We start from the raw sequence: 22556 nt of genomic DNA on the forward strand, positions 1-22556 counted from the left end.
CTCCCTTCCCATGTGAGAGGGGCTTCTTCGCGGAGAATCATCGTGGCTCAAGTCCAGAACACGTCTTCCCCTCTTCTCGCCGGCCTGAGATGCCGATGCCCCCGATGCGGCAAGGGACGTCTGTTCAACGGCTTTCTCACGCTCGCTCCGAGTTGCGAGGTCTGCGGGCTTGATTTCTCCTTCGCCGACCCGGCCGATGGTCCGGCCTTCTTCGTGATGATTATCATGGGCATTCCGGCAGCGGCCTTCGGCGTGTGGGTCGAACTCACCTTCGAGCCTCCTCTTTGGGTGCATCTGGTCACGACGCTGCCGTTCCTGTTACTGACCTGCATCCCACCGATACGCCCGGCCAAAGGGATGTTGGTGGCGAGCCAATATCTCCATAAGGCCGAGGAAGGGCGCTTTCAGAAGTGAGCACCTCGACCCGCGAAGGCCGTTCGCTGATCCTTCCCGGCTTGGCGACGCTTGTTGCGCTCGCCATCCTGATCGGCCTCGGCACCTGGCAGCTCCAGCGCAAGGCCTGGAAGGAAGACCTGATCGCGCAGATCGGGGCCCGGGCCTATGGCGAGCCCGGGGCCATCTTGCCGGAACCGGAATGGGCCTCCTGGCGCGCCGACCAGGACGAGTTCCGCAAGGTACGGGTGACGGGCTCCTTCCTGCATTCCTTCGAGGCCCCGGTTTACGGCCTCGCCCCCGGCGAGCGCCAAGGTGCGCCCCTCCAGGGCTATTACCTGATCACGCCCCTCAAGCTCGCCAGCGGCGCCGTCGTGATGGTCAACCGGGGTTTCGTGCCCACGGATCTGCGCGACCCGGCCCGCCGCCCGGAGAGCCAGCCTCAGGGCGAGGTGACGATCGCCGGCCTCGTGCGTGCGCCCGAGGTCCGCAATTCCTTCACGCCCAACGATGATCCCGCCCGGAACCAGTGGTTCGCCCGCGACCCTCAGGCGATTGCAGCGGCCCACGGTCTCGAGCGTGTCGCGCCCTTCCTGATCGACGCGGATGCCAGCCCCAACCCGGGCGGGTGGCCGCGGGGCGGCCAGACCCCGCTCACCCTGCCGAACAACCATCTGCAATACGCGGTCACCTGGTTCGGCATCGCGCTGACCCTGATCGGCGTCTTTGCCGCCTTCGCCTGGAAGCGCATCAAGGGTTGATGCCGCACCAGAAGCGGCTTGCCGCAGCCGGCCCGGGACCATAATGTCCGGCCGAATTTCCAGGAGATCCACCGTGCTCCATGTCTCGACCCGGGGGGAAGCCCCGGCACTCGGTTTCGCCGATGCCCTGCTGACCGGCCTTGCCCGGGACGGCGGCCTCTACCTGCCGGAAAGCTGGCCGGCCCTGGCCCAGGAGACGATCCGGGGCTTTGCCGGCAGGCCCTACGCGGACGTCGCGAAGGCCGTGCTGGGCCCGCTGGTCGACGGCGACATCCCGGAGGACACGCTCGGACGCATGATCGACGAGTCCTATGCCTCGTTCCGGCACGCGGCCGTCTGCCCGCTGACCCAGATCGGCGACAATCTCTTCGTGCTCGAGCTGTTCCACGGCCCCACGCTCGCCTTCAAGGACGTGGCGATGCAGCTTCTGGGCCGCCTCATGGATCACGTGCTCAAGGCCCGCGGAGCGCGGGCCACCATCGTCGGCGCGACCTCGGGCGATACCGGCAGCGCCGCGGTCGAGGCCTTCAAGGGCCTGGATCAGGTCGATATCTTCATCCTCTACCCCCATGGCCGCGTCTCGGACGTGCAGCGCCGGCAGATGACCACATTGGCCTCGCCCAACGTCCACGCGCTCGCCGTCGAGGGCACCTTCGACGATTGCCAGAATATGGTGAAGGGCATGTTCAACCATGCCCGCTTCCGCGATGAGCTGCAGCTCTCCGGCGTGAACTCCATCAACTGGGCCCGCGTCGCCGCGCAGGCGGTCTATTACTTCACCGCCGCCGTCGCGCTCGGCTCCCCTCGCCGGCCGGTCTCCTTCTCGGTGCCCACCGGCAATTTCGGCGACATCCTCGCCGGCTGGGTCGCCAAGCGTATGGGCCTCCCCATCGAGCGGCTGATGATCGGCACCAATGCCAACGACATCCTGACCCGCACGCTGGGCTCCGGCTCCTATGAGATCAAGGGCGTGCAGCCCACGACCTCGCCGTCCATGGACATCCAGATCTCGTCCAATTTCGAGCGCCTGCTGTTCGAGGCCTATGGCCGCGACGGCGAGGCGATCAGGCGCCTGATGGCAAGCCTCAATCAGTCGCGCGCCTTCATGATCGACGCACAGCCGCTGTCGCTCATCCGCGAGGAGTTCACGGCCCGGGCCGTGAACGAGGACAACGTCCTTGCGGAGATGGCGGAGACGTACCGCACGACCGGCTATGTGCTCGATCCGCACAGCGCCGTCGGCACCCGCGCCGGCCGCGCCCTGTTCAAGGAGAATCCCGAAACTCCCGTGGTGGCACTTTCCACCGCCCATCCGGCCAAGTTCCCCGATGCGGTCGAGCGTGCGACCGGCGTTCGCCCCGCACTTCCGCCGCACATGGCTGATCTGATGGAGCGCAAGGAGAGCTTCACGGTTCTTCCCAACGACCAGGCTGCGGTCGAGCGCTTCATCCGCGAGCGCGCGCGGGCGGTCAAAGGCGCAGCCGCATGAACCAGCACTTCGTCCGCGAGAAGCGGGTCGACATCACCACTCTGTCCAACGGCCTGATGGTGGCGACCGAACGCATGCCCGAGATCGCCACCGCGACGCTCGGCGTCTGGGTCGGCACCGGCTCACGGCACGAGCGTCCCCATGAACACGGCCTGTCGCATCTCATCGAGCACATGGCGTTCAAGGGCACGGCCCGCCGCTCCGCGCGCCAGATCGCCGAGGACATCGAGAATGTAGGCGGCGACATCAACGCCGCGACGAGCGTCGAATACACGAGCTACACCGCCCGCGTCCTCGGCGAGAACGTGGATGTCGCTCTCGACGTGCTCGGCGACATCCTCATCAATTCCGCCTTCGATCCCGGGGAGCTCGCCCGCGAAAAGGGCGTGATCCTGCAGGAATACGCCGCCGTCGAGGACACGCCCGACGACCTGATCTACGACGCCTTCATGGAAACCGCCTTCTCGGGCCAGGCCGTCGGACGCCCGATCCTCGGTACGCCGGACACCATCAAAAGCTTCGACGAGGCGACGATCCGCACCTTCCTGGCGCGGGAATACACGCCGGGCAAGATGGTGCTGGCCGCCGCAGGCGATGTGGACCACGGCCGGATCGTCGACATGGCCGAACGCCTCTTCGGCGGCATGCCGTCCGCTGCCCCGCAGCAGCCGGAACCGGGACGCTATAGGGGCGGCGAGCGGCGGATCTCCCGCAAGCTCGAACAGGCCAATCTGGTGCTCGGACTGCCCGGCCTCTCGTTCAAGGATCCCGGCTATTACGCCGTCCATCTCTTCGCCCACATGCTCGGCGGCGGGCTGACGTCGCGCCTCTGGCACGAGGTGCGCGAGACCCGGGGCCTCGCCTATTCCATCGATTCCTTCCACTGGCCCTTCTCCGATTGCGGCCTCTTCGGCATCGGCGCCGGAACGGCGGGCTCGGACGTGCGCGAGCTGATGGACGTGACGCTCGCCTGCATGGCTCAGGCGACCCGCGACATCAGCGAGATCGAGCTGATCCGCGCCAAGGCGCAGATGAAGGTGGCCCTCCTCACGGCCCTCGAGACGCCCGGGGGCCGGATCGAGCGCATCGCCCGCCAGCTCCTGTCCTGGGGACGCGTGGTGGCGAGCGAGGAGATCGTCCGGCAGGTCGATGCCCTTGAGGTGGAGCATGTGCGCGAGGCCGGACGTCACCTGCTGCAAGGTGCGCCGACGCTGGCAGCCATCGGTCCGATCAAGGAGCTGCCGTCACTGGACGGGATCGCGTCAGGGCTGCGGGGCTGAATTTTTCCGCCACGTCTTCCCTTTGGTCACGGCTGATTCTCCTCAATCCCGCCGCAAACTGGTCTCATGGCCACATAGTAACGATAACAAACGAGTCCTGCGGACAAGTGGGGAGCCTCCCCGGCTCCAGCTTGCTCTCAAGGCTCCTGACCGGTACCAATCCTGTTCCACTGTTTTAGTACCGGACGAAAGACCGAAGCATTGCGGATCGTATCTTTCGCCATAACCCTTCTTTTGGCGGCATTCCTGGGACTGGCCTTTCCATCGTCCGGCTGGGCGGTGGAATCCGTTCGCGTCGACCCCAAGATGAAGGCCATCGATCTCACTCCGGCCATCGAGCGCTACAACTCGGACGGGGACGAGATCAGGATTTCGACGGCGCCGGGGCGCGACGGCATCGTCCGCCGCATCGCCGTGAAGGCGCGAGAGGCCGGCACACGGCCCGACTGGATCGTCTTCGCGCTCACCAACGATACCGACGAGCAGGTGGACCGCCTCCTGGTTGCGCCGCATTTTCGCCTCACCGGCTCCGGCGTTCTCTGGCCCGATCTCGGCGCGACCCGCATTGCGGCGATCACCGCCAGCCAGGGCATCAGGCCGGACCGCGACGACAGCGAGGATGCGGACATCTTCCTCATCACGCTCGATCCCGGCACGACCGTCACCTTCGTGGCGGAGCTGCGCTCCAACAACCTGCCCCAGCTCCATCTCTGGGACGCGGATGCCTACAAGGACCGCATCAACGGGCTGACGCTCTACAAGGGCATCATCATCGGCATCGCAGGCCTGCTGGCCCTGTTCCTCACCATCGTGTTCGTGGTGAAGGGCGCCCTGATCTTCCCGGCGGCGGCGGCTCTGGCCTGGGCGGTGCTGGCTTATGCCTGCATCGATTTCGGTTTCTTCCAGCGCATCTTCCCGATCAGCGAGGCAACGGAGCAGATCTACCGCGCCGGCGCGGAGGCGGTGCTGTCGGCGACGCTCCTCGTCTTCCTTTTCGCGTATCTCAATCTCAACCGCTGGCATGTGCGCTACAGCCATGTGACCGCCTTCTGGCTCCTGTTCCTCGGAGCCATGGTGGCGCTCGCCATCGTCGACCCGCCGGTGGCCTCGGGCGTGGCCCGGATGTCCATTGCGGCCGTTGCCGGCATCGGCTTCGTCCTCGTGATCCATCTGGCGACACACGGCTATGATCGCGCGGTGATGCTCGTTCCGACCTGGCTCCTTCTGGTGGCCTGGGTGGCGGCGGCGAGCTTCACGGTCGTAGGTCAGCTCTCGTCCGATCTCGTGCCCCCGGCCCTCGTGGGAGGCCTCGTTCTGGTGGTCATGCTGATCGGCTTCACGGTGATGCAGCACGCCTTCGCAGGCGGCTCGTTCACCCGCGGCTTCATGAACGACACGGAACGCCGGGCGCTGGCCCTGACCGGTGCCGGCGACATCGTGTTCGACTGGGACGTGGTCGCCGACAACATCTTCGTCAGTCCGGAGGTCGAGCATCAGCTCGGGCTCAAGCGCGGCTCGCTTGAAGGTCCCGCGTCCGCCTGGCTCGACCTGATCCATCCCTTCGACAAGGACCGCTACCGGCTTGCCCTCGATGCGGTGATCGAGCATCGCCGGGGCCGCCTGACCCAGGATTTCCGCCTGCGTTCGGCCTCGGGCGCCCACAATTGGTTCCGCCTCAAGGCCCGCCCGGTGATCGGCTCCGACGGCGAGGTGCTGCGCATCGTCGGCACATTGGCCGACGTCATGGACAGCAAGACCGCCGAGGAGCGCCTGCTGTACGACGCGGTGCACGACAACCTGACGAGCCTGCCGAACCGGCAGCTCTTCTACGACCGGTTGGAGGCGGCCCTCACCTTCGCCAGCCAGGACGATTCGCTGCGTCCCACCGTTCTCGTCATCGACCTCGACAAGCTGAAGGATGCGAATGCCTCGGCAGGCTACGCCGCCGGCGACTCAGTGCTGCTCACCCTGTCCCGCCGCTTGAGCCGGCTGCTCAAGCCGCAGGACACCCTGGCGCGCATCTCGGGCGACGAATTCGCGATCATCCTGCTGTCCGAGCGCGAACCGGATCGCATCATCTCCTTCGCCGACATGGTGCGGCGCGTCGTGACGACGCCCTTCACCTATGCGGAGCGCGAGATCTTCCTCACCGCCTCCATCGGCATCGCCCTGTACGATCCGCAGATCGCCGCGCGGCGCGAGGAGGTGCTGCGGAACGCGGAGATCGCCATGGCTCATGCACGACGCCACGGCGGCGACCGGATCGAGGTCTTCCGGCCCACCATGCGCTCCGACCGCAGCGACCATTTCACGATGGAAACCGACCTGCGCCACGCTCTCGACCGCAACGAGATGAAGGTGCTGTTCAAGCCCATCGTGCGCCTGGAAGACCGGACCATCGCGGGCTTCGAATCGATGCTGCGCTGGGATCACCCGCGCCTCGGCCGTATCGGGCCCGAAGACTTCATGTCGATTGCCGAGGAAACCGGCCTCATCATCAAGTTGAGCGTCTTCCTGCTGGAGCAGACCAGCCGCGAACTGGCTGCCTGGCAGAATGCGCTCGAGGTGGAGCCGCCGATCTTCGCCAGCGTCAACATGTCGAGCCATCACCTGCTGCGCCACGACCTGCTGCAGGACGTGAAGACGGTCATCGCCCGCACGGGTGTCATTCCCGGCACTCTCAAGATCGAGATGACCGAGAGCCTCGTGATGGAGAACCCGGAATACTCGGCCCAGATGCTCACGCGCCTGCGCGACCTCGGGGCAGGCCTCTCGCTCGACGATTTCGGAACGGGCTATTCCGCCCTCTCCTACCTGCAGCGCTTCCCGTTCGACACGATCAAGGTGGACGAATCCTTCGTGCGCCTGATGGCCTCCGGCAAGCCCGTCATCCTGCGCTCCATCGTCAAGATGGCGCATGAGCTCGGCATGGCGATCGTCGCGGAGGGAGCGGAGAGCGAGTCCGATGCCATCGAGCTCTACCAGCTCGGCTGCGAATATGCGCAGGGACCCGTCTTCGGAGAGCCGATGTCGACGCTGCAGGCCCGCCAGCTCGTCGGCGCGGCCCCTGCCGCGGCTTGAGCGATCACCGTCTTAGGCGTGACCGGTTTCCATGGACAGCATGGCCGGCTCGATCCCGATCCGGCGCAGGGCCATCTCGTAGCGCAGGTCGGCGGCGGTGTTGAAGATCAGCTCCGCGTCGGCCGGGCAATTAAGCCAGCCATTGGCCTGAAGCTCCATCTCGAGCTGTCCCGCGCCCCATCCGGCATAGCCCAAAGCCAGCACCGCATTCTCCGGCCCGTCACCGCGGGCGATGGCGCGCAGGATGTCGATGGTCGCGGTCAGGCAGATGCTGTCGTCGATGGGCAGGGTCGATTGGGCGAGATGAAAGTCCGGCGAGTGGAGAACGAAGCCTCGGCTCGTCTCCACGGGTCCGCCCATCAGCACCTGCATGCTGCCCACCTTCTGCGGTAGCCGGATCCGGTCATGTTCCGGAAGAATCTCGAGCTGCACCAGCAGATCCGGCATGTTCAGGTTGGCGGCAGGCCGGTTGAGGACGATTCCCATCGCGCCTTCCGGCGAATGGGCGCAGACATAGATGACGGATCGCGCGAAACGCTCGTCCATCATGCCCGGCATGGCCACGAGGACCTGCCCGTCCAGGTAAGGGGATCCGGTATCGTAGGGAGGAAGCTGAGAGCCCATATTCCAAATTCTGCCTTGCCGGACCTGCCGTCCGATCACAGGATCGTGGATGGCGGACCCGAAGATAACACGCATAAGGGAAGCGCGTCAGGGAGGCGTCAGTTCCATGGCATTCATGCTCCGCACCGTTTCGGTCGCAATTTTTTCGATTTTGTCCTTTGCCGCAGTTGTCGCGCAGCCATCCAAGACATCCGCGATCACCCAGGGTTTTCACTCCCAGGCCCGTCTGGTCTCGGGCGGCCGGCAGGGCGATGTCTGGCTTGCCGGGATCGAGATCACCCTCGATCCGGGCTTCAAGACCTATTGGCGTAATCCCGGCGATTCCGGCCTGCCGCCCCGTTTCGACTGGTCGCGGTCCGAGAATCTGGCCGGCGCGGAGGTCCGCTTTCCCGCCCCGTACCGGCACATGGATGCCGCCGGCGTGGCCTATGTCTACGGCAAGAAGGTCGTGCTGCCGGTCCTGGTCGAGGCGAAGGACAAGGGCAAGCCGGTGAAGCTCGTCCTTTCGGCCGAATACGGCGTCTGCAAGGACATCTGCATCCCGGCCCGAGCGGATCTGGCCCTGGACCTGACGGAGGATGGCCCCGGCCGCAGCGCCATCGAGGCCGCTCTGGCGAAGGTGCCGCGCCCGCAGGCTCTGGGAGCACGGGGCGATCTGTCCGTCCTCTCTGTGGAGCCCCTGATCCAGGACAAACCCGCCCTTTCCGTCACGGTCCGCGCTCCGGAGGGCGCGAAACCCTCCCTCTTCGCCGAGGGACCGGAGAACTGGTACCTCTCGACCTCCCTGCCCGACGACGCGAACCGCTTTACCGTGATCGTGGAGGAAAAGCCCAAGGATGCCGCGGGCCCGGTTCCCCTGCGCCTGACCCTGGTGGCCGGAGGAAAGTCCGTCGAGACGGAAGTCAGCCTCGACGGCAACGGGCAACCGCGCTAGGGAGAAACATCGTCGATCCCAGTTCGGAGATTAGCCCATGCCCATCCAGGTTGGAGAACGCCTTCCCCAGGTCACCTTCCGCATCATGACGCCGGACGGGCCCGTGGCCAAAACGACCGACGATCTGTTCAAGGGCCGCAAGGTGGTTCTCGTCGCCGTGCCCGGCGCCTTCACCCCGACCTGCCATCGCAACCATCTGCCCGGCTACGTGCAGAAGAGGGACGAGATCAAGGCCAAGGGCGTGGATTCCATCTTGGTGACCTCGGTCAACGACGTCTTCGTCCTGGAAGCCTGGAGCAAGGCCTCCGGCGCCGAAGGCATCGATTTTCTGTCCGACGGCAACGCCGATTTCGCCAAGGCCATCGGCCTGTCCATGGACGGCTCGGGCTTCGGCCTCGGCACGCGCTCACAGCGCTATTCCATGGTCGTCGACGACGGCATCGTGAAGGCGATCAACGTGGAGGACGCCCCCTCCAAGGCGCAGCATTCCGGCGCCGACAACATCATGAAGGATCTCTGATCCTTTCGAGGCCCCGCGGAAAGCCACCTCCTTCGTCATCCCCGGCCTTGTGCGGGTGATCTCGATTTAGTGAGGCGTTGCGCTCCTCACATCGGGATGGCCAGCAAAAGGCCGGCCATAACGGGGGAGAGCGAGACCCGAAGGTCAGACGCTGACCCTTCGGCCCTGCTTCTTGAACGGCTTCATGGCGGCAACGGCCAGTTCGTCGACGCGGATGTTGGTCGGGTCGTCCGCGTGACCCTTCACCCAGTGCCAGGCGACGTCGTGCCGGGACGCGGCTTCGTCGAGCTCCCGCCAGAGATCCTCGTTCTTCACCGGCTTGTTGTCGGCGGTGCGCCAGCCGCGCCGCTTCCAGTTGTGCATCCATTGCGTGATGCCCTGGCGCACATATTGCGAGTCGGTGAACAGATCGACCGCGCAGGAGCGCTTGAGAGCGTTCAAGCCCTCGATGGCCGCGCGGATCTCCATGCGGTTGTTGGTGGTGTGAGCCTCCCCGCCGGAGACCTCCTTCTCGCTGCCCTTGAAGAACAGGATCGCGGCCCAGCCGCCCGGTCCGGGATTTCCCGAGCAGGCGCCGTCCGTGTAGATCATCACGCGCTCAGGTGTGCTCATGCGTCGAGTCCGTATTCGCGCGCATGCTTCACATGGCGGTGGAAGTTGAGCTTGCGGTCGTATTCGAGCGGGTCCTTCGGCTTCACCAGCGCGCCCGGCGGCACGTTAAGCCAATCCACCAGCCGCGTCAGCATGAAGCGCATGGCAGATCCCCGGCAGAGCACCGGCAATGCCTCGACTTCCTGCGGCTCGAGCCGGCGAACCGATTGATAACCCGCCAGCATCGCCCGGCCCTTGGTCAGGTTGAACGAGGCGTCGATTTCGAAGCACCAGGCGTTGAGGCAGATCGCGACGTCGTAGGCGAATGCATCCGTGCAGGCGAAGTAGAAATCGATCAGCCCCGAAACCTCGGAGCCGATGAAGAAGACGTTGTCGGTGAACAGATCCGCATGGATGATGCCGGTCGGCAGGCCGCGCGGCCAGGATTCTTCAAGAAGAGCAAGCTCACGCCGCGTCCGCTCGGCGAGGCCGGTAGACACCGTGTCGGCCTGGGCCTCGGCCTGCGCGAAGAGCGGCGCCCAGGCTTCCAGCGAGAGCGCATTGGGCCGCTGCATGGAAAAGTCGCGGCCGGCGAGATGCAGCTTCGCCAGCGCGGCGCCGAGCGCGCCGCAATGCTGCGCCGTGGGACGGCGCACCGCGATGCCTTCCAGGAAGGTGATGATGACCGCGGGCCGCCCGGCCACGCGGCCCAGAGGCTCGCCCCGGCGGTTGTTCACCGGCAGCGGGCAGTTCAGGCCTTTCAGCGCAAGGTGCTGCATGAGGCCGAGGAAGAACGGCAGATCGTCCTCCCGCACCCGCTTCTCGTAGAGGGTCAGGATGTACGAGCCCTTCGTGGTGTGAAGGAAATAGTTGGTGTTCTCCACGCCCTCGGCGATGCCCTTGTAGGACAGCACCGTGCCGATGTCGTAGGTATCGAGGAAAGCCGACAGCTCCTCGTCGCTGACTTCCGTATAGACTGCCACCGCTTACTCCGCCGCCTGCTCACGAAGCTCGCGAGGCAAAGGAAAGAACACGCTCTCATCCGCCGTCGACACGCTCTCGACCGACACCGCGTAGCGTTCCGCGAAGGCGTCGATGATCTCCTCGACCAGAATTTCGGGCGCGGAGGCGCCCGCCGTGATGCCGAGGCTGCGGATGTCGCCGAACAGGCTCCAGTCGATGTCCTCGGCCCGCAGGAGCAGCCGGACCAGGGGGCAGCCCTCCCGCTCGGCCACCTCGCGCAGGCGCTGCGAATTGGAGGAATTCGGCGAGCCCACCACGATCATGGCATCGACCTGGGGCGCCACCCGCTTGACCGCGCCCTGGCGGTTCGTGGTGGCGTAGCAGATGTCTTCCTTGTGCGGTCCGACGATGGACGGGAACCGCGCCTTCAGGGCATCCACCATGTCCTGGGTATCGTCCACGGAGAGCGTCGTCTGGGTGACGAAGGCGAGATTGTCCGGATCAGTAGGCTGCAGCCGGGCGATGTCGTCCACGGTCTCGACCAGGGTGGCGGCTCCCTGAGGCAATTGCCCCATGGTGCCGATCACCTCCGGGTGCCCCGCATGACCGATCAGGATGATGTGACGGCCGCGCTTGTGATGGACCTGCGCCTCCCGGTGCACCTTGGTCACCAGGGGACAGGTGGCGTCGATCCCGAAGAGACTGCGGGCCGCTGCCTGCTCCGGGACCGACTTGGGGACCCCGTGGGCCGAGAAGATCACCGGAGCCCGCGTATCGGGCACCTCGTCGAGCTCCCGGACGAAGACCGCACCCTTCCGCTTGAGGTTTTCCACGACATATTTGTTGTGCACGATCTCGTGGCGCACATAGACCGGCGCCCCATGGATCGCGAGCGCCTTCTCGACCGCATCGATGGCGCGGACGACCCCGGCGCAGAAGCCGCGCGGGGCACAGAGTAGAATGTCGAGAGAGGGCTTCGTCATGATCTGGCGATGTGGCGAGACGAGGCCCCTCCTGTCAAGCGGGAGCGACGCTTATTCGCGGCGGGGCGGCGCCGCGAATAAGCGCCCTTCCCTGCCGCAAAGGGCGGAACAGCGCCTGCCATTCACAACGGAAGCAACAGCGGAGAGGAAGAGAATCCATGGGATAGCGCGTGTGAGTGGATCCCCTTCCCGCCCTTCGTGCGCCGGGGATGACACTCTCCCCGTCATGGCCGGCATCGGCCATCCCGATCCGATGAGCGCGGCGCTCCACAGGATCGGGATCACCGGGACAAGCCCAGCGATGACGTGGGTGCATCTTCTCGAACCTGTGCGATGAGGCACGGGCCGGGATTGTACCCTCAAGAAACACTCGCTCTTGCCCACAAGAATCCCTAGAAAGGTGAAACAGCCCTTCATTTCTCCTGATCGCTCATGGCCTCCACCGCTTCTCACGTCAGCTTCCTTCCACCCATCCTGACCTTCTGCGGGGCGGCGGTCGTGGCCGTGCCTATTTTCCGCCTCCTGGGTCTGAGCGCCGTCCTGGGCTATCTCGCCGCCGGCGTCGCCATCGGCCCGTCCGGCCTGAGCCTGGTGGAGGACCCGCAGACCATCGCGACGGTCGCGGAACTGGGCGTGGTGCTGCTCTTGTTCATCATCGGCCTCGAGCTCAAGCTGTCCCATCTCCTGGAGATGAAAGGCGACATCTTCGGCCTGGGATTCGCCCAGATGGCCGTGACGACCCTCTGCCTCGGTGCGGCAGCCTACGCCATCGGCTTCTCACCCAAGGCCTCCTTCGTCACGGGCGTTGCCGTGGCCCTTTCGGCCACGGCCATTGCCCTGCAGATGCTGGGCGAGCGGAACGACCTGCAGACACCGTACGGCCAGCGTTCCTTCGCGATCCTGCTGTTCCAGGATCTGTCCGTCGTGCCGCTTCTCGCCATCCTGCCGCTTCTCGCCTCCGGGGCGGCCGCGGAGCACGAGTCCCTGACGGATCGCCTCCTGGCGGTCGGGGAAGCGCTCCTCGGCATCACCGCCGTCGTGCTGATCGGCCGTTACGGGCTCAACCCCTTCTTCCGCATCCTCGCCCGCAGCGGCGCCCGCGAGGTCATGACCGCCTCGGCGCTGCTCGTGGTGCTCGGTGCCGCCCTGCTCATGCAGGAGGTCGGCCTCTCCATGGCAATGGGTGCTTTCCTCGCGGGACTTCTGCTCGCGGAATCGAATTTCCGCCACCAGCTGGAGGCAGATATCGAGCCCTTCCGCGGCATGCTGCTCGGCCTGTTCTTCATGAGCGTGGGCATGTCGATCGATCTCGCCCTCGTCCGCGACCAATGGGTGCTGCTCGCCATCGCCGCGCCCGCCGTCATTCTCGGCAAGACCCTCCTCATCACCGTCCTGTCGAAGCTGTTCGGTGCCAGCTGGCGTGACGGCCTGCGTTCGGGAACGCTTCTGTGCACGGCGGGTGAATTCGCCTTCGTCCTTCTCCCCGTTGCGATGGGGCTTGGCCTCATGTCACCTGCCGAGGCGCAGCCGGTCACGGCGCTCGCCGCCATCACCATGCTGCTGGGACCGCTCCTGTCGACCTTCGTCGAGAAGATGACCGCCAACCGCCGCGGGAGCGAGGAAGATCCGGATCTGCAGGGACTTCCCGGGCACGAAAGCGAGCTTGAGAGCCGCGTCCTCGTGATCGGTTTCGGCCGCTTCGGACAGATCGTGAATCAGGTTCTGCTGGCGCAGGGCATTCAGGCGACGGTGATCGACAACGATGTCGAGCGCATTCGCGATGCGGGACGCTTCGGGCTCCAGGTCTATTACGGCGACGGCACCCGCCTCGACGTGCTGCGCGCGGCCGGCGCCGAGAAAGCCGAGATGATCTGCATCTGCATCGACAATCAGGAAGCGATGACGAAGATCATCGAGATCATTCATGAGAACTTCCAGAACGCCCGGAGCTTCGTGCGCGCCTTCGATCGCATTCATGCCATCGAGCTCATGAACCGGGATGTGGATTATCAGATCCGGGAGGTATTCGAATCCGCCATCGTCTTCGGGCGGGCGGCGCTCGAGGAACTCGGGACAGAGCCGGAAGCGGCCGCCGCCGCAGCCAACGACGTGCGCAAGCGCGATATCGCGCGCCTCGTGCTGCAGAAGGAGGTCGGCACCATGGGAGGCGCCGAGCTGGTGGTCGGCGCCAAGATCGCCCCGGAACCGCTCACCGTTCCAACGGGCAGGGCCAGGGCCCTCAGCCCGGAGACGCGAGACATCCTCGGCGAAGGCGTGTCGTGATGGATGCTGAGCCTTCGGTGAAGAAAACCGAGATGACGAGTGAGCCACCACGCTTCGTGGTCGGCTCGACCATGCGCCACGTTCTCGTCATGACCGGAACGGCAGCAGCCGGCCTCATTGCGATCTTCATCGTCGATCTCGTTTCGCTGCTCTACATCTCCTGGCTGAACGAACCGAGCCTGACGGCCGGCGTCGGCCTCGCCACGGTGGTGATGTTCTTCACGGTCTCGATCAATGTGGGCCTGATGATTCCCATCGGAGCGCTCGTCTCGCGCTCTCTCGGCGCGCGCCGGCCCGACGATGCGCGCCGCCTGGCGACCTCATGCAGCATCCTCATGGCGGCGGTCGCAGCCCTCGTGAGCCTGATCATTCTGCCTCTGCTGCCGTTGATCCTGGGTACGATGGGCGCACGCGACGAAGCCTACGAGGTCGCGAAGAGCTTCCTCTGGATCACGCTGCCGACGAACGTTCTCATGGCCATCGGCATGGCGTTCTCCACCGTCCTGCGCGCTGCGGGCGATGCCAAGCGCAGCATGTATGCCAGCCTGTCCGTGGCGGCCGTCACGGTCGTTCTCGATCCGATCCTCATCTTCGGGCTGGGCCTGAAGGCCAACGGCGCGGCGCTGACCATCAACATCGCGCGCGTCGCCTATGTCTATGTAAGCTTTCTTTATCTCACGCGCGCTCATCGCCTTCTGGTCAAGCCGAACTGGACAGCGATCGCCGGTGATGCGCGGTCGTTCTTCTCCATTGCGATACCAGCCATCCTCACCAACATCGCGGCTCCCGTCGCCAACGCCTTCTTCATGGGGGTGATGGCGCAGTTCGGCGATCAGGCGATTGCCGCCTCGGCGATCATCGATCGAGTCACGCCCGTGTCCTTCGCGGGCGTCTTTGCGCTCGCCGGAGCCATCGGCCCTGTGCTCGGGCAGAACTGGGGCGCGCAGCGCTATGACCGCATGAAGCAGACGCTCAAGGACGCACTGACCTTCACGGTGGCCTATGTCGGCAGCATGTGGCTGATCCTGTTTCTCGTGCGGGTCCCGATCACCCAAGCTTTCAATGCACCGCCGGCAACGGCCGAGATCGTCCAGTTCTTCTGCCAGCTCAGCGGCTTCATCTGGTTCTTCGTCAGCCTCGTCTTCGTGGCCAACGCCTCGTTCAACAACCTCGGCTATCCGCTGCTCTCCACCTTCTTCAACTGGGGACGGGCCACGCTGGGCATGATTCCCTTCGCCTATTTCGGCGCCCAGATGGGCGGCCCCAAAGGGGCCCTTCTGGGGATCGGCGCGGGATCCGTGGTGTTCGGCATCGCGGCCGTCATCACTGCGTTCTGGACAATCCGGCGTTTGGAGAGGCAAGCTGTTCGAGCCGTGTGACGTTCCAGGCGCATCGGGCTTGAAAAGCGGATCCGGTTTTTCGCCGATGCGGGCTTTCGGTTCGCACCAACGACGCGCCGGCCCAGGACGGGCCGCAGGCGTTTCAATTCGAGGAGGCTGCCATGTTCAACTGGTTCGACCTGATGCGCCAAGCCCAGGCCAGTGCAGCCCTGGCCTCCCTCGCCCAGCAGTTCAACCTCTCAGGCGATCAGACGCAGAAGACCATGGCGGCCTTCATGCCGGCCTTCGCCATGGGGCTGCAGCACGCCACCACGTCCAGCGATCCTGCCCGCCTCTTCCAATCCATGATGAGCGGAGCCTATCAGAATTTCTGGCAGGCCGCGGGCAACCCTTTCACGCCGCAGGCGCAGCAGGAAGGACGACGGCTGCTGGACCAGATCTTCGGCTCCGACGAGGTCAGCCGCCGCGTGGCGCATCAGGCGGCCGATTACGCGGGCATCAACACCGAGACCATGCAGCAATTGCTGCCCATTCTCGCCGGCATCATGGCCGGCGGCATGTCGCAATGGATGACGGCTCATGCGCAGGCCCTTCAATCCTTCGCGTCCTCCAAGGACAACGCGAAAGAGAAGCCGGGCATCGCCAATCCCTGGGCGGATCTCTGGGCCGGATGGATGACCGCGACGAACCCTGAGAAGAAGCATGCCAATCCGTTCGAGGACATGATGGCAAGCGTTCTCAAGGCAACGCCGCCGAAAGCCCCGGAAGAGGAACCTCCCTCCTCCGCGTCCTTCGACGAGATGATGGAGAAAGGACGCGAGATGCAGCTGCAATACCTCGCGTCGCTCCAATCGATCTTCAGCGATGCCTGGAAGACAGATCCGTCGAAGCGTTAGACGCAGCGCTTGATCGGCGTCACCATCGGCACGACGGGTCGGATCGACCGCGCCGAGTGATCGGGCCTTTCGGCGCGGGAATGTCGCTCCGCGCTTCGAATCAGCACCCATGACGGATTGCGCGTGAACGGTTCGTCGAGCGCGCTCGTCACATCGCCGCGCGTCAGCCCGATATCCTTCAGCATCCGGTCGTCGAATTCGGCGAGGTGTTTGACCTCTCGGCGGTGCTGCAGCGCCTTGACGAGATTCGTGAGCGCGCGGGCGAACTGCCCCAGAGCGGCCATTCCTGAGAAGGTCATCGACGATAATGCAGACCGGTTCATCGGAGGTCTCCTTGCTCTCACGTTAAGGCCTTCGGCCTAAAACAGCTGAAACACCGTACCGGCTCTGTCTCAGGGGTGTTTCAGGGGTGTTTCAGCCTATGTTTCAGTGGCATTTCAGAGATATTCTTGGACCTCAGTAAGAGATCCCATGATTGGATTCCCATCCAAGCGCCTGATTTTGTTGATCATTTCAGGAATAGGACTTTTATATCAAACTCCTTTCATCACTTGAAACGATTATTTGAGATATGTATCATCAACTTGATTGATAATGAGGGCACAGCCATGCACCTGCTCGACATCGACCAGCTTCGGACCTTCGTGGCCATCGCGGACACCGGATCGTTCACCCGCGCGGCGGAGATCGTGCACAAGACGCAGAGCGCGGTGTCCATGCAGATGAAGCGCCTGGAGGACCGGGTCGGCAAGGCGATCTTCGAGCGCGACGGGCGCCTGTCGAAGCTCACCGACGAGGGCGAGCGCCTGCTCGACTATGCGCGCCGGATCGTGCGGCTGAACACGGAATGCATGGCGTCCTTCAACGAGAACGAGCTCACCGGCCGCGTGCGCCTGGGCCTGCCGGACGATTATGCCGACCGCTACCTGCCGGAGATCCTGGCCCGGTTCTCGCGCTCCAACCCGAAGGCCGAGGTGACGGTGATGTGCGAGCCCACGCACAACCTGATCGAGCGGGTGCAGCACGGCGACCTGGACCTCGCGATCATCACCCATGTGGACCGGCGCGGCCCGTCCGAGATCGTGCGCATCGAGCAGCTTCTGTGGGTCACGTCCGCCCGGCACGGGGTGCACGAGGAGACCCCGGTTCCGCTGGCGCTGGGCCGTCCGAATTGCGGCTGGCGCCATTCCGCCACCGAGGCCCTGGAAAGCGCCGACCGGCTCTTCCGCATCGCCTATGTGAGCTGGCATTCCACCGCCGTGGGCGCGGCCGTCATGGCGGGCCTCGCGGTCTCCGTCCTGCCGGAGAGCGCGGTGCGTCCCGGCATGCGCATCCTCGGCCCCTCGGACGGCTTCCCGGCCCTGCCCTCGTGCAAGATCGGCCTCATCCGCGCCCGCGGCGAGGAGAACCCGCTCGCCGACGCCCTGGGCTTTCACATCAAGCAGTCGCTCGACAATCTCGGCTCGACCCGCACGATGGCGCCGCTCGCGGCCGAGTAGCCCCTATCGGGCGGGCTGCGCCGGCCGGCGCAGCACGAGCACGTTGCCGGCGAGCGCCAGCACGACGCCGATCACGGCGAGCGGCGTCCACACATAGCCCTCGAGCAGGGTCGAGACCGTGAGCGCCACGATGGGAAACAGCACCGTGGCGTAGCCCGCCCGCGCGGCGCCGAGCCGCCGCAGCAGGGTGAGGTACGACATGAAGGCCAGCACCGACGCGCCGATGGACAGATAGAGCAGCGAGCCGATGTATTTCAGCGTGGGCTCGATGATGAAGGCGTTGCCGCGCACCAGGTTGAGCGCCAGCAACACCGCGCAGCCATAGGTCATGCCCCAGGCGGTGGCGGAGAGAAGCGGCGCTCCCCGGCGCTGCACCACCGTCGAGATCATGTTGCCCGAGCAGAAGAACAGCGTGCCCATCACGCAAAGCCCTAAGCCCTTCAGCGCCGCCGCGTTGAAGCCTGCGCCCGTGATCTCCGGCCAGAACAGGAACACGATCCCCACGACGCCAATCACGCCGCCGAGCGCCACCCGCGGCTCGACGCTCTGCCGGAAGATCACGAAGCCGAGCACAAGGTTGAACACGGACGCGAGGGAGAACACCACCGAGAGCAGCCCCGAGGGCACGCTCAGGCCGCCATAGTAGAACGACAGGAAGTTGAACGAGAACAGGCACACGCCCACGGCCAGGAAGCGCCCGTGATCGGCGAGCGGAAAACGCACCCGGTGCCCGGTGGCGAGCACCCAGGCCCACATGAGCACGGCGGCCAGCAGGAACCGCCACAGCACCGACATCTCCGGCGCCACCACGCCGAGCTGCGCCCGGATGCCGATCCAGCTCACGCCCCACAGGAACACGGTGGCGACGTAAAGGCCCAGGGTCGTCCCGTCGATCCCCTTGAGATTCTGCGCGGGCATGGCCGTGGTGGCATGACTCATGGCGTTATTCCTCTTGAGAGAACCGGAATACGCCCAGCCACGCATCAGCACAAATGATGAAATCTGATCGATCTCCGTTGCAACGGTGATGAAACACGCCCGAACAGGCGTCCCCTTGCAACAAAGCCTTGTAACACCCTTGCAACACGCCTTGCAACAGTCTTGAAACAGCGTTGCAAGGTGTTGCAAGGCAGGAGCATTCCCGGCTGCAGCATTCCCGGCTGCAGCATTCCCGGCTGGAATATTTCCGCCTGGAACATTCCTCGCCATCGCTGATGACACCCTCTCACGTCATGGCCGGGCCTGTCCCGGCCATCCCGATACTGAGAGGCGCTGTACCTTTCCGATCGGGATCACCGGGACGAGGCCGGTGATGACGTGGGAGGGGGAGTGAAAGGCGGCGGCTCATCCGGCGTTGTCCATCATCCAGTCGCACCCCTCCTCCTCCGTCATGGCCGGCCCTGTGCCGGCCATCCCGATCCGTAAGGCGTGGCGCTCCACAGAATCAGGATCACCGGGACAAGCCCGGTGATGACGTCGGAGGGTACGAGGGCCGGTGATGACGGCTGGAACGTGATCGGACGTGACGTCCCGTTCCCGGGCCAGAGATGCCGCAGCCATCGCAGGCCAGGGAAACCGCAGGGCCACGCGTGCGAGTGGATCCCCCGCCCTCCCTGCGCGCCGGGAACCGGTCCTGTCGGGAACGGCGGAGCGGCTCCCCGGCTAGCCGCCGACCCGCCCCCTCACCGCCCAGGCCCGGGCGGCCAGCAGGATCTCGCCGTCGGGTCCGGTGGGAAGCCGCGCCCGCAGCCGCTCGCGCAGCTCCTCCCGGGCCGGCTCGGTGAGCGACATGCAGTATTTCGGGCCCGAGCCGGTGCCGCCGAGGAACGGTGCCCAGTAATCGTCGAAGCTTTCGAATTCAGTGGTGATGTCGATGGCCGTCACCGCCACATCGGCGAGCCCCGCCTCGCGGAACAGGCGCTGCAGCAGGCCAGGCCGGCAGACCGGCGCCTGGATGCCGTCGTCGAAATCCCGCGCCCGCTCGTCGAGGTCCGTCGCCGCGTCGAAGAAATGGCGCATCAGCTGCATGTGGCCGGCATAATCCCAGACATAGAGCGCCACCGTTCCTCCCGGCCGCACCACCCGGGCCATCTCCCGCACGGCGCCGGGCTTGTCCTTGAGGAAGCTCAGCACGAGCCCTGAGGCCGCGACGTCGACGGCCCCGTCGGGTTCGGGCAGCGCCTGCGCGTCGCCCTGGACGAAGGTCGCGCGCGGATCGTCAAGGCGCGCCCGCGCCACCTCGAGAAAGCCCGGGGCGCTGTCGAGCCCCAGGACGCGCGACGGCTCGCCCTGCTCGAGAATGGCCCCGGTCAGGATGCCGGTGCCGCAGCCGACATCGATCCAGGCGGAGCCCGGCGCGGCGGCGAGCCATTCCACGAAGCGCGGCGCGACCCGCCGGCTCCAGCGTCCCATATAGCGCTCGTAGGCATCCCCCGCGCCCCAGAGACCCGGCTCGATCGGCATGGCATCACCCTCTGCGCCCCAACCTCTGCGCTCTTTACGAAGTCTAGGCCGGGAGGCGCAAAACCGGCAAGGCGCGGCCGGCTCGACAGTTGGGTCCCGCGCCTGACATGCCATTGGGTATCGTTGACCCACAACCTCCCGATGCGGAACGGGACATGGTGGCTGCCGCGAAGTTCTCCTCAGGGCGTCGTGGTTATGGGTTCCGGGATCGGCTCTTGCGAGCCGCCCGGAATGACGGGGCGGAGGTCCCGGAATGACGACAGGTGCCTGAACCTTGACAGTCCTCGCCCGCCGCCTATCTTGTTCCTGTTTTGTACTCATTTTTGAAGAAGCCATTGCCATGCCGTCCTCTCCCACCCCTCCCTGGGCCGCCCGGTGGGGTTCCACCCCGAAGGAAACCACCTTCCCAGGGAAGACCGACCCCGGGATGATCGAGGCCATGCGCAAGCTGGTGGAGCGCACCCGCTGGTCCTGCCGGCACATCGGCGCGGAGCTCGGCATCTCGGCCGCCACCGTGTCGCGCTACATCCGGCAGGAGGGCTGGCAGCGCCCGACCGGCCCGCTCCCTTCCGATCCCGCCCCTGCCGATCCCGCCTCGTCCGGAGCCTCCGCCGCCGGGCCCGGCGGCGCCCTGCCCGAGCATCGCCGCGGCCGGATCATGGACAAGCTCTGGCAGCTCGCCGAGCGCCATGCCGAGGTGCTGGAGGCCCAGCCCATCGCCCTCGCCCAGCACAGTGCGCAGCCTCTCGCCCGCCTCACCCGCGTCCTCGGCGAAATCGAAAAGCACACCCGCGCCGCCGCCGCCGTTCCGGCCGCCCACGACTACGCCATCGACGCCCCAAAGCCCCGCCGTACCCTGCACGAGCTGCGCGACGAGCTCGCCGCCCATCTCGAGCGCATCCAGCGCGAGGAGGGCTATGGCTGGGAGGTGCGGGAATGGTGGCTCAGCCACGGCGGGGGGATTTGAGCGCCGACACGAAACGGTTGACGGATCGTTGCGCGGCATCGCCCGAAAACCTTATTCGACCCGGGGCGGAGCCTCCGCTGCCACCGCCGAACCGGCTCGCACCCCTCGGGAACGGGCTTCCCCATCATCGATCGCCGGTGCGTGCGAACCGAATGGACTCGCTGTCATTGTCATGGGTGAGATCGGCCGCTCCTCGGCGCGGCCGGCTTTCGGATTCGAGAGTAAGAGGAGCTGACGATGGCAACGAATAAGAAGGACGGAACCTCACAACCCAGCAGGAGCCGGAAGGCATCGGAGAAGTCCGCCTCCCGATCTGCGGCCAGGAAAGGAACTGGCGCACAAAAGCGCGCGCAACCCAAGGCCGGCGCGCGCGCCGCGACGAAGTCCCAGGCCGTTCCCGCAAAAGCCCGCTCCTCCGCAGGATCGCGCTCATCGGCACGCTCGACGACACGGAGCCGCTCCGCATCCCGCCAGCAGGGCGGCCTGCTGAATCCGATGGCGTGGCTCTCGACCCTTGAAACGACCCTGACCTCCCCGCAGGCGCGGGCCGTGATGGCGGAGGCCCTCAGGGCCGTGGCGAACGTGCTCGAGGCGCCGCGGGGCGGCGAGCACGGCAAGGGCGGTGGAGCGCAGGAAGGCCGCAGGGCCGTATCGGCCGCCGGAAGCCTCGGGGCCGAGATCGTGGCCGCGCCCCTGGAGGTTGCCGCCGCGGCCATCGGGGCCGCCGGCAACGTCCTGACGGGTGCGCTCAGGGGCGCCCCGGGCGAGAACGGCGGCAACGGCACCAGCCGGACCGGCGGACGGGCTTCCCCGCGCAAAAAATCGTAAGGCGGCGGGCGCATCGCGCGGGACCGCAAAAAAGGCCGCCTCGTCGCAGGCGGCCTTCTCATTGTCGGATGCTCTCAGGCGTTGTCAGGCCGCCTCGGCGACCGGCGCGGGACCGGCTTCGTCCATGGCCCGCATGTAGACGTCGAGCAGGCTCTCGTGCTCGTCGCGCTCGTCCTGGTCCTGCTTGCGCAGCTTGATGATCTCCTTGAGAATCTTCACGTCGAAGCCCTCGCCCTTGGCCTCGGAGAAGACCTCCTTCTTGGCCTCGTTCAGCTCCTTGATCTCGTTCTCGATCTGCTCGATGCGCTCCACGAACGAGCGGATCCGATTGCCCGGAATTCCAACAACGTCACTCATGGCCTCTCCTTTGCCTTGGGGTGACAGGCACTATCGGGCAGGCGGAGTAAGCGCGCCGTTAATGCGGCGGGGTGGAGGTGCACAACGAGACCATCAGATGCGGGCGCGGAGTGGAATTTTTCCGAGCGGCCGCTTTGAGTTCACATGCGGTCACGTGCATCTGTATCGACCATCGCGCGGTCATCCAGCGCGAGGAAGGCTGGAATATTCGGCTGAAATTGTGCTTCGTCGTTTCGTGAGAGCATCTCACATGAGGGAGCACCTCAGCAGCGCATGAGCCCGACTTATCCGAGCCGGAGACAAG

21 protein-coding genes are annotated in these 22556 nt (G+C 65.7%); 13 read left to right on the forward strand and 8 right to left on the reverse strand.

What is annotated here, in order from left to right; genetic code table 11:
- Positions 1-42 precede the first annotated feature (42 nt).
- The 5 genes from KHP60_RS06330 to KHP60_RS06350 all read left to right on the forward strand — a co-directional run bounded on the left by KHP60_RS06330 (position 43) and on the right by KHP60_RS06350 (position 7004).
- Entirely contained in the window at positions 43-414 is a 372-nt protein-coding gene (locus KHP60_RS06330; RefSeq protein ID WP_213562730.1) for a DUF983 domain-containing protein, read from the forward strand.
- Positions 411-1154 carry an SURF1 family protein gene (locus KHP60_RS06335; protein WP_213562731.1) on the forward strand — a complete coding sequence of 248 codons (744 nt, stop codon included), beginning with the start codon at positions 411-413 and terminating at the stop codon, positions 1152-1154. Before KHP60_RS06330 ends, KHP60_RS06335 begins: the two co-directional genes overlap by 4 nt.
- A gap of 73 nt (positions 1155-1227) precedes the next feature.
- On the forward strand, positions 1228-2643 hold the full coding sequence (gene thrC / locus KHP60_RS06340; RefSeq protein ID WP_213562732.1) for a threonine synthase: 1416 nt from the start codon (positions 1228-1230) through the stop codon (positions 2641-2643).
- Complete coding sequence (locus tag KHP60_RS06345) at positions 2640-3923, forward strand: pitrilysin family protein (RefSeq protein WP_213562733.1); 1284 nt, start codon at positions 2640-2642, stop codon at positions 3921-3923. Before thrC ends, KHP60_RS06345 begins: the two co-directional genes overlap by 4 nt.
- A 201-nt stretch (positions 3924-4124) precedes the next feature.
- Positions 4125-7004, forward strand: a complete 2880-nt coding sequence (locus tag KHP60_RS06350; protein ID WP_213562734.1) for an EAL domain-containing protein — start codon at positions 4125-4127, stop codon at positions 7002-7004.
- Between the two features lie 12 nt (positions 7005-7016).
- Here the strand turns inward: KHP60_RS06350 and KHP60_RS06355 are convergent, their stop codons facing one another.
- Positions 7017-7628 (reverse strand): YqgE/AlgH family protein, encoded by a 612-nt coding sequence (locus KHP60_RS06355; RefSeq protein WP_213562735.1) that lies wholly within the window; start codon positions 7626-7628, stop codon positions 7017-7019.
- 106 nt (positions 7629-7734) lie between these two features.
- Between KHP60_RS06355 and KHP60_RS06360 the strand changes: the two genes are divergently transcribed.
- Positions 7735-8562 (forward strand): protein-disulfide reductase DsbD domain-containing protein, encoded by an 828-nt coding sequence (locus KHP60_RS06360; RefSeq protein WP_213562736.1) that lies wholly within the window; start codon positions 7735-7737, stop codon positions 8560-8562.
- A 37-nt stretch (positions 8563-8599) separates the two neighbouring features.
- Complete coding sequence (locus KHP60_RS06365) at positions 8600-9082, forward strand: peroxiredoxin (protein ID WP_213562737.1); 483 nt, start codon at positions 8600-8602, stop codon at positions 9080-9082.
- Positions 9083-9226: 144 nt separating this feature from the next.
- Here KHP60_RS06365 and rnhA read toward each other — a convergent pair whose 3' ends face one another.
- The 3 genes from rnhA to ispH are packed head-to-tail and all read right to left on the reverse strand — an operon-like array spanning position 9227 to position 11619.
- On the reverse strand, positions 9227-9694 hold the full coding sequence (rnhA, locus tag KHP60_RS06370; RefSeq protein ID WP_213562738.1) for a ribonuclease HI: 468 nt from the start codon (positions 9692-9694) through the stop codon (positions 9227-9229).
- Positions 9691-10656 carry a homoserine kinase gene (locus KHP60_RS06375; RefSeq protein WP_213562739.1) on the reverse strand — a complete coding sequence of 322 codons (966 nt, stop codon included), beginning with the start codon at positions 10654-10656 and terminating at the stop codon, positions 9691-9693. The genes rnhA and KHP60_RS06375 overlap by 4 nt, the downstream gene beginning before the upstream one ends.
- Positions 10657-10659: 3 nt before the next feature.
- Entirely contained in the window at positions 10660-11619 is a 960-nt protein-coding gene (gene ispH / locus KHP60_RS06380; protein WP_213562740.1) for a 4-hydroxy-3-methylbut-2-enyl diphosphate reductase, read from the reverse strand.
- A 432-nt stretch (positions 11620-12051) separates the two neighbouring features.
- On the opposite strand from ispH, the gene KHP60_RS06385 reads away from it, so the two are divergent.
- The 3 genes from KHP60_RS06385 (at position 12052) to KHP60_RS06395 (ending at position 16138) form a co-directional block, all read left to right on the forward strand.
- A complete protein-coding gene (locus tag KHP60_RS06385) occupies positions 12052-13902 on the forward strand; it encodes a monovalent cation:proton antiporter-2 (CPA2) family protein (RefSeq protein WP_213562741.1) in 1851 nt (616 codons plus the stop codon).
- Between the two features lie 32 nt (positions 13903-13934).
- Entirely contained in the window at positions 13935-15281 is a 1347-nt protein-coding gene (locus KHP60_RS06390) for an MATE family efflux transporter (RefSeq protein WP_249688561.1), read from the forward strand.
- Between the two features lie 122 nt (positions 15282-15403).
- Positions 15404-16138: a DUF937 domain-containing protein gene (locus KHP60_RS06395; protein ID WP_213562743.1), complete on the forward strand. Its 735-nt coding sequence runs from the start codon at positions 15404-15406 to the stop codon at positions 16136-16138.
- On the opposite strand, the gene KHP60_RS06400 is transcribed toward KHP60_RS06395, so the two are convergent.
- Positions 16135-16461: a DUF1127 domain-containing protein gene (locus KHP60_RS06400; protein WP_213562744.1), complete on the reverse strand. Its 327-nt coding sequence runs from the start codon at positions 16459-16461 to the stop codon at positions 16135-16137. The two genes, KHP60_RS06395 and KHP60_RS06400, sit on opposite strands and share 4 nt — an antisense overlap.
- 285 nt (positions 16462-16746) lie before the next feature.
- Between KHP60_RS06400 and KHP60_RS06405 the strand changes: the two genes are divergently transcribed.
- On the forward strand, positions 16747-17637 hold the full coding sequence (locus KHP60_RS06405; protein WP_213562745.1) for a LysR substrate-binding domain-containing protein: 891 nt from the start codon (positions 16747-16749) through the stop codon (positions 17635-17637).
- 3 nt (positions 17638-17640) lie between these two features.
- Here the strand turns inward: KHP60_RS06405 and KHP60_RS06410 are convergent, their stop codons facing one another.
- Together KHP60_RS06410 and KHP60_RS06415 are read right to left on the reverse strand one after the other, a co-directional pair.
- Positions 17641-18576 carry a DMT family transporter gene (locus KHP60_RS06410; RefSeq protein WP_213562746.1) on the reverse strand — a complete coding sequence of 312 codons (936 nt, stop codon included), beginning with the start codon at positions 18574-18576 and terminating at the stop codon, positions 17641-17643.
- 723 nt (positions 18577-19299) lie between these two features.
- Positions 19300-20049: a class I SAM-dependent methyltransferase gene (locus KHP60_RS06415; RefSeq protein WP_249688562.1), complete on the reverse strand. Its 750-nt coding sequence runs from the start codon at positions 20047-20049 to the stop codon at positions 19300-19302.
- Positions 20050-20440: 391 nt separating this feature from the next.
- On the opposite strand from KHP60_RS06415, the gene KHP60_RS06420 reads away from it, so the two are divergent.
- Together KHP60_RS06420 and KHP60_RS06425 are read left to right on the forward strand one after the other, a co-directional pair.
- Positions 20441-21067 carry a hypothetical protein gene (locus KHP60_RS06420; RefSeq protein ID WP_213562747.1) on the forward strand — a complete coding sequence of 209 codons (627 nt, stop codon included), beginning with the start codon at positions 20441-20443 and terminating at the stop codon, positions 21065-21067.
- Between the two features lie 237 nt (positions 21068-21304).
- The gene (locus tag KHP60_RS06425) at positions 21305-21895 is read left to right on the forward strand and encodes a hypothetical protein (protein ID WP_213562748.1); all 591 of its coding nucleotides are present in this window, start codon (positions 21305-21307) and stop codon (positions 21893-21895) included.
- 84 nt (positions 21896-21979) lie between these two features.
- Here the strand turns inward: KHP60_RS06425 and KHP60_RS06430 are convergent, their stop codons facing one another.
- On the reverse strand, positions 21980-22252 hold the full coding sequence (locus KHP60_RS06430) for a DUF2312 domain-containing protein (RefSeq protein WP_213562749.1): 273 nt from the start codon (positions 22250-22252) through the stop codon (positions 21980-21982).
- Positions 22253-22556: the final 304 nt, after the last annotated feature.

It is taken from the genome of Microvirga sp. 3-52, assembly GCF_018383585.1.
Classification (GTDB): Bacteria; Pseudomonadota; Alphaproteobacteria; order Rhizobiales; family Beijerinckiaceae; genus Microvirga.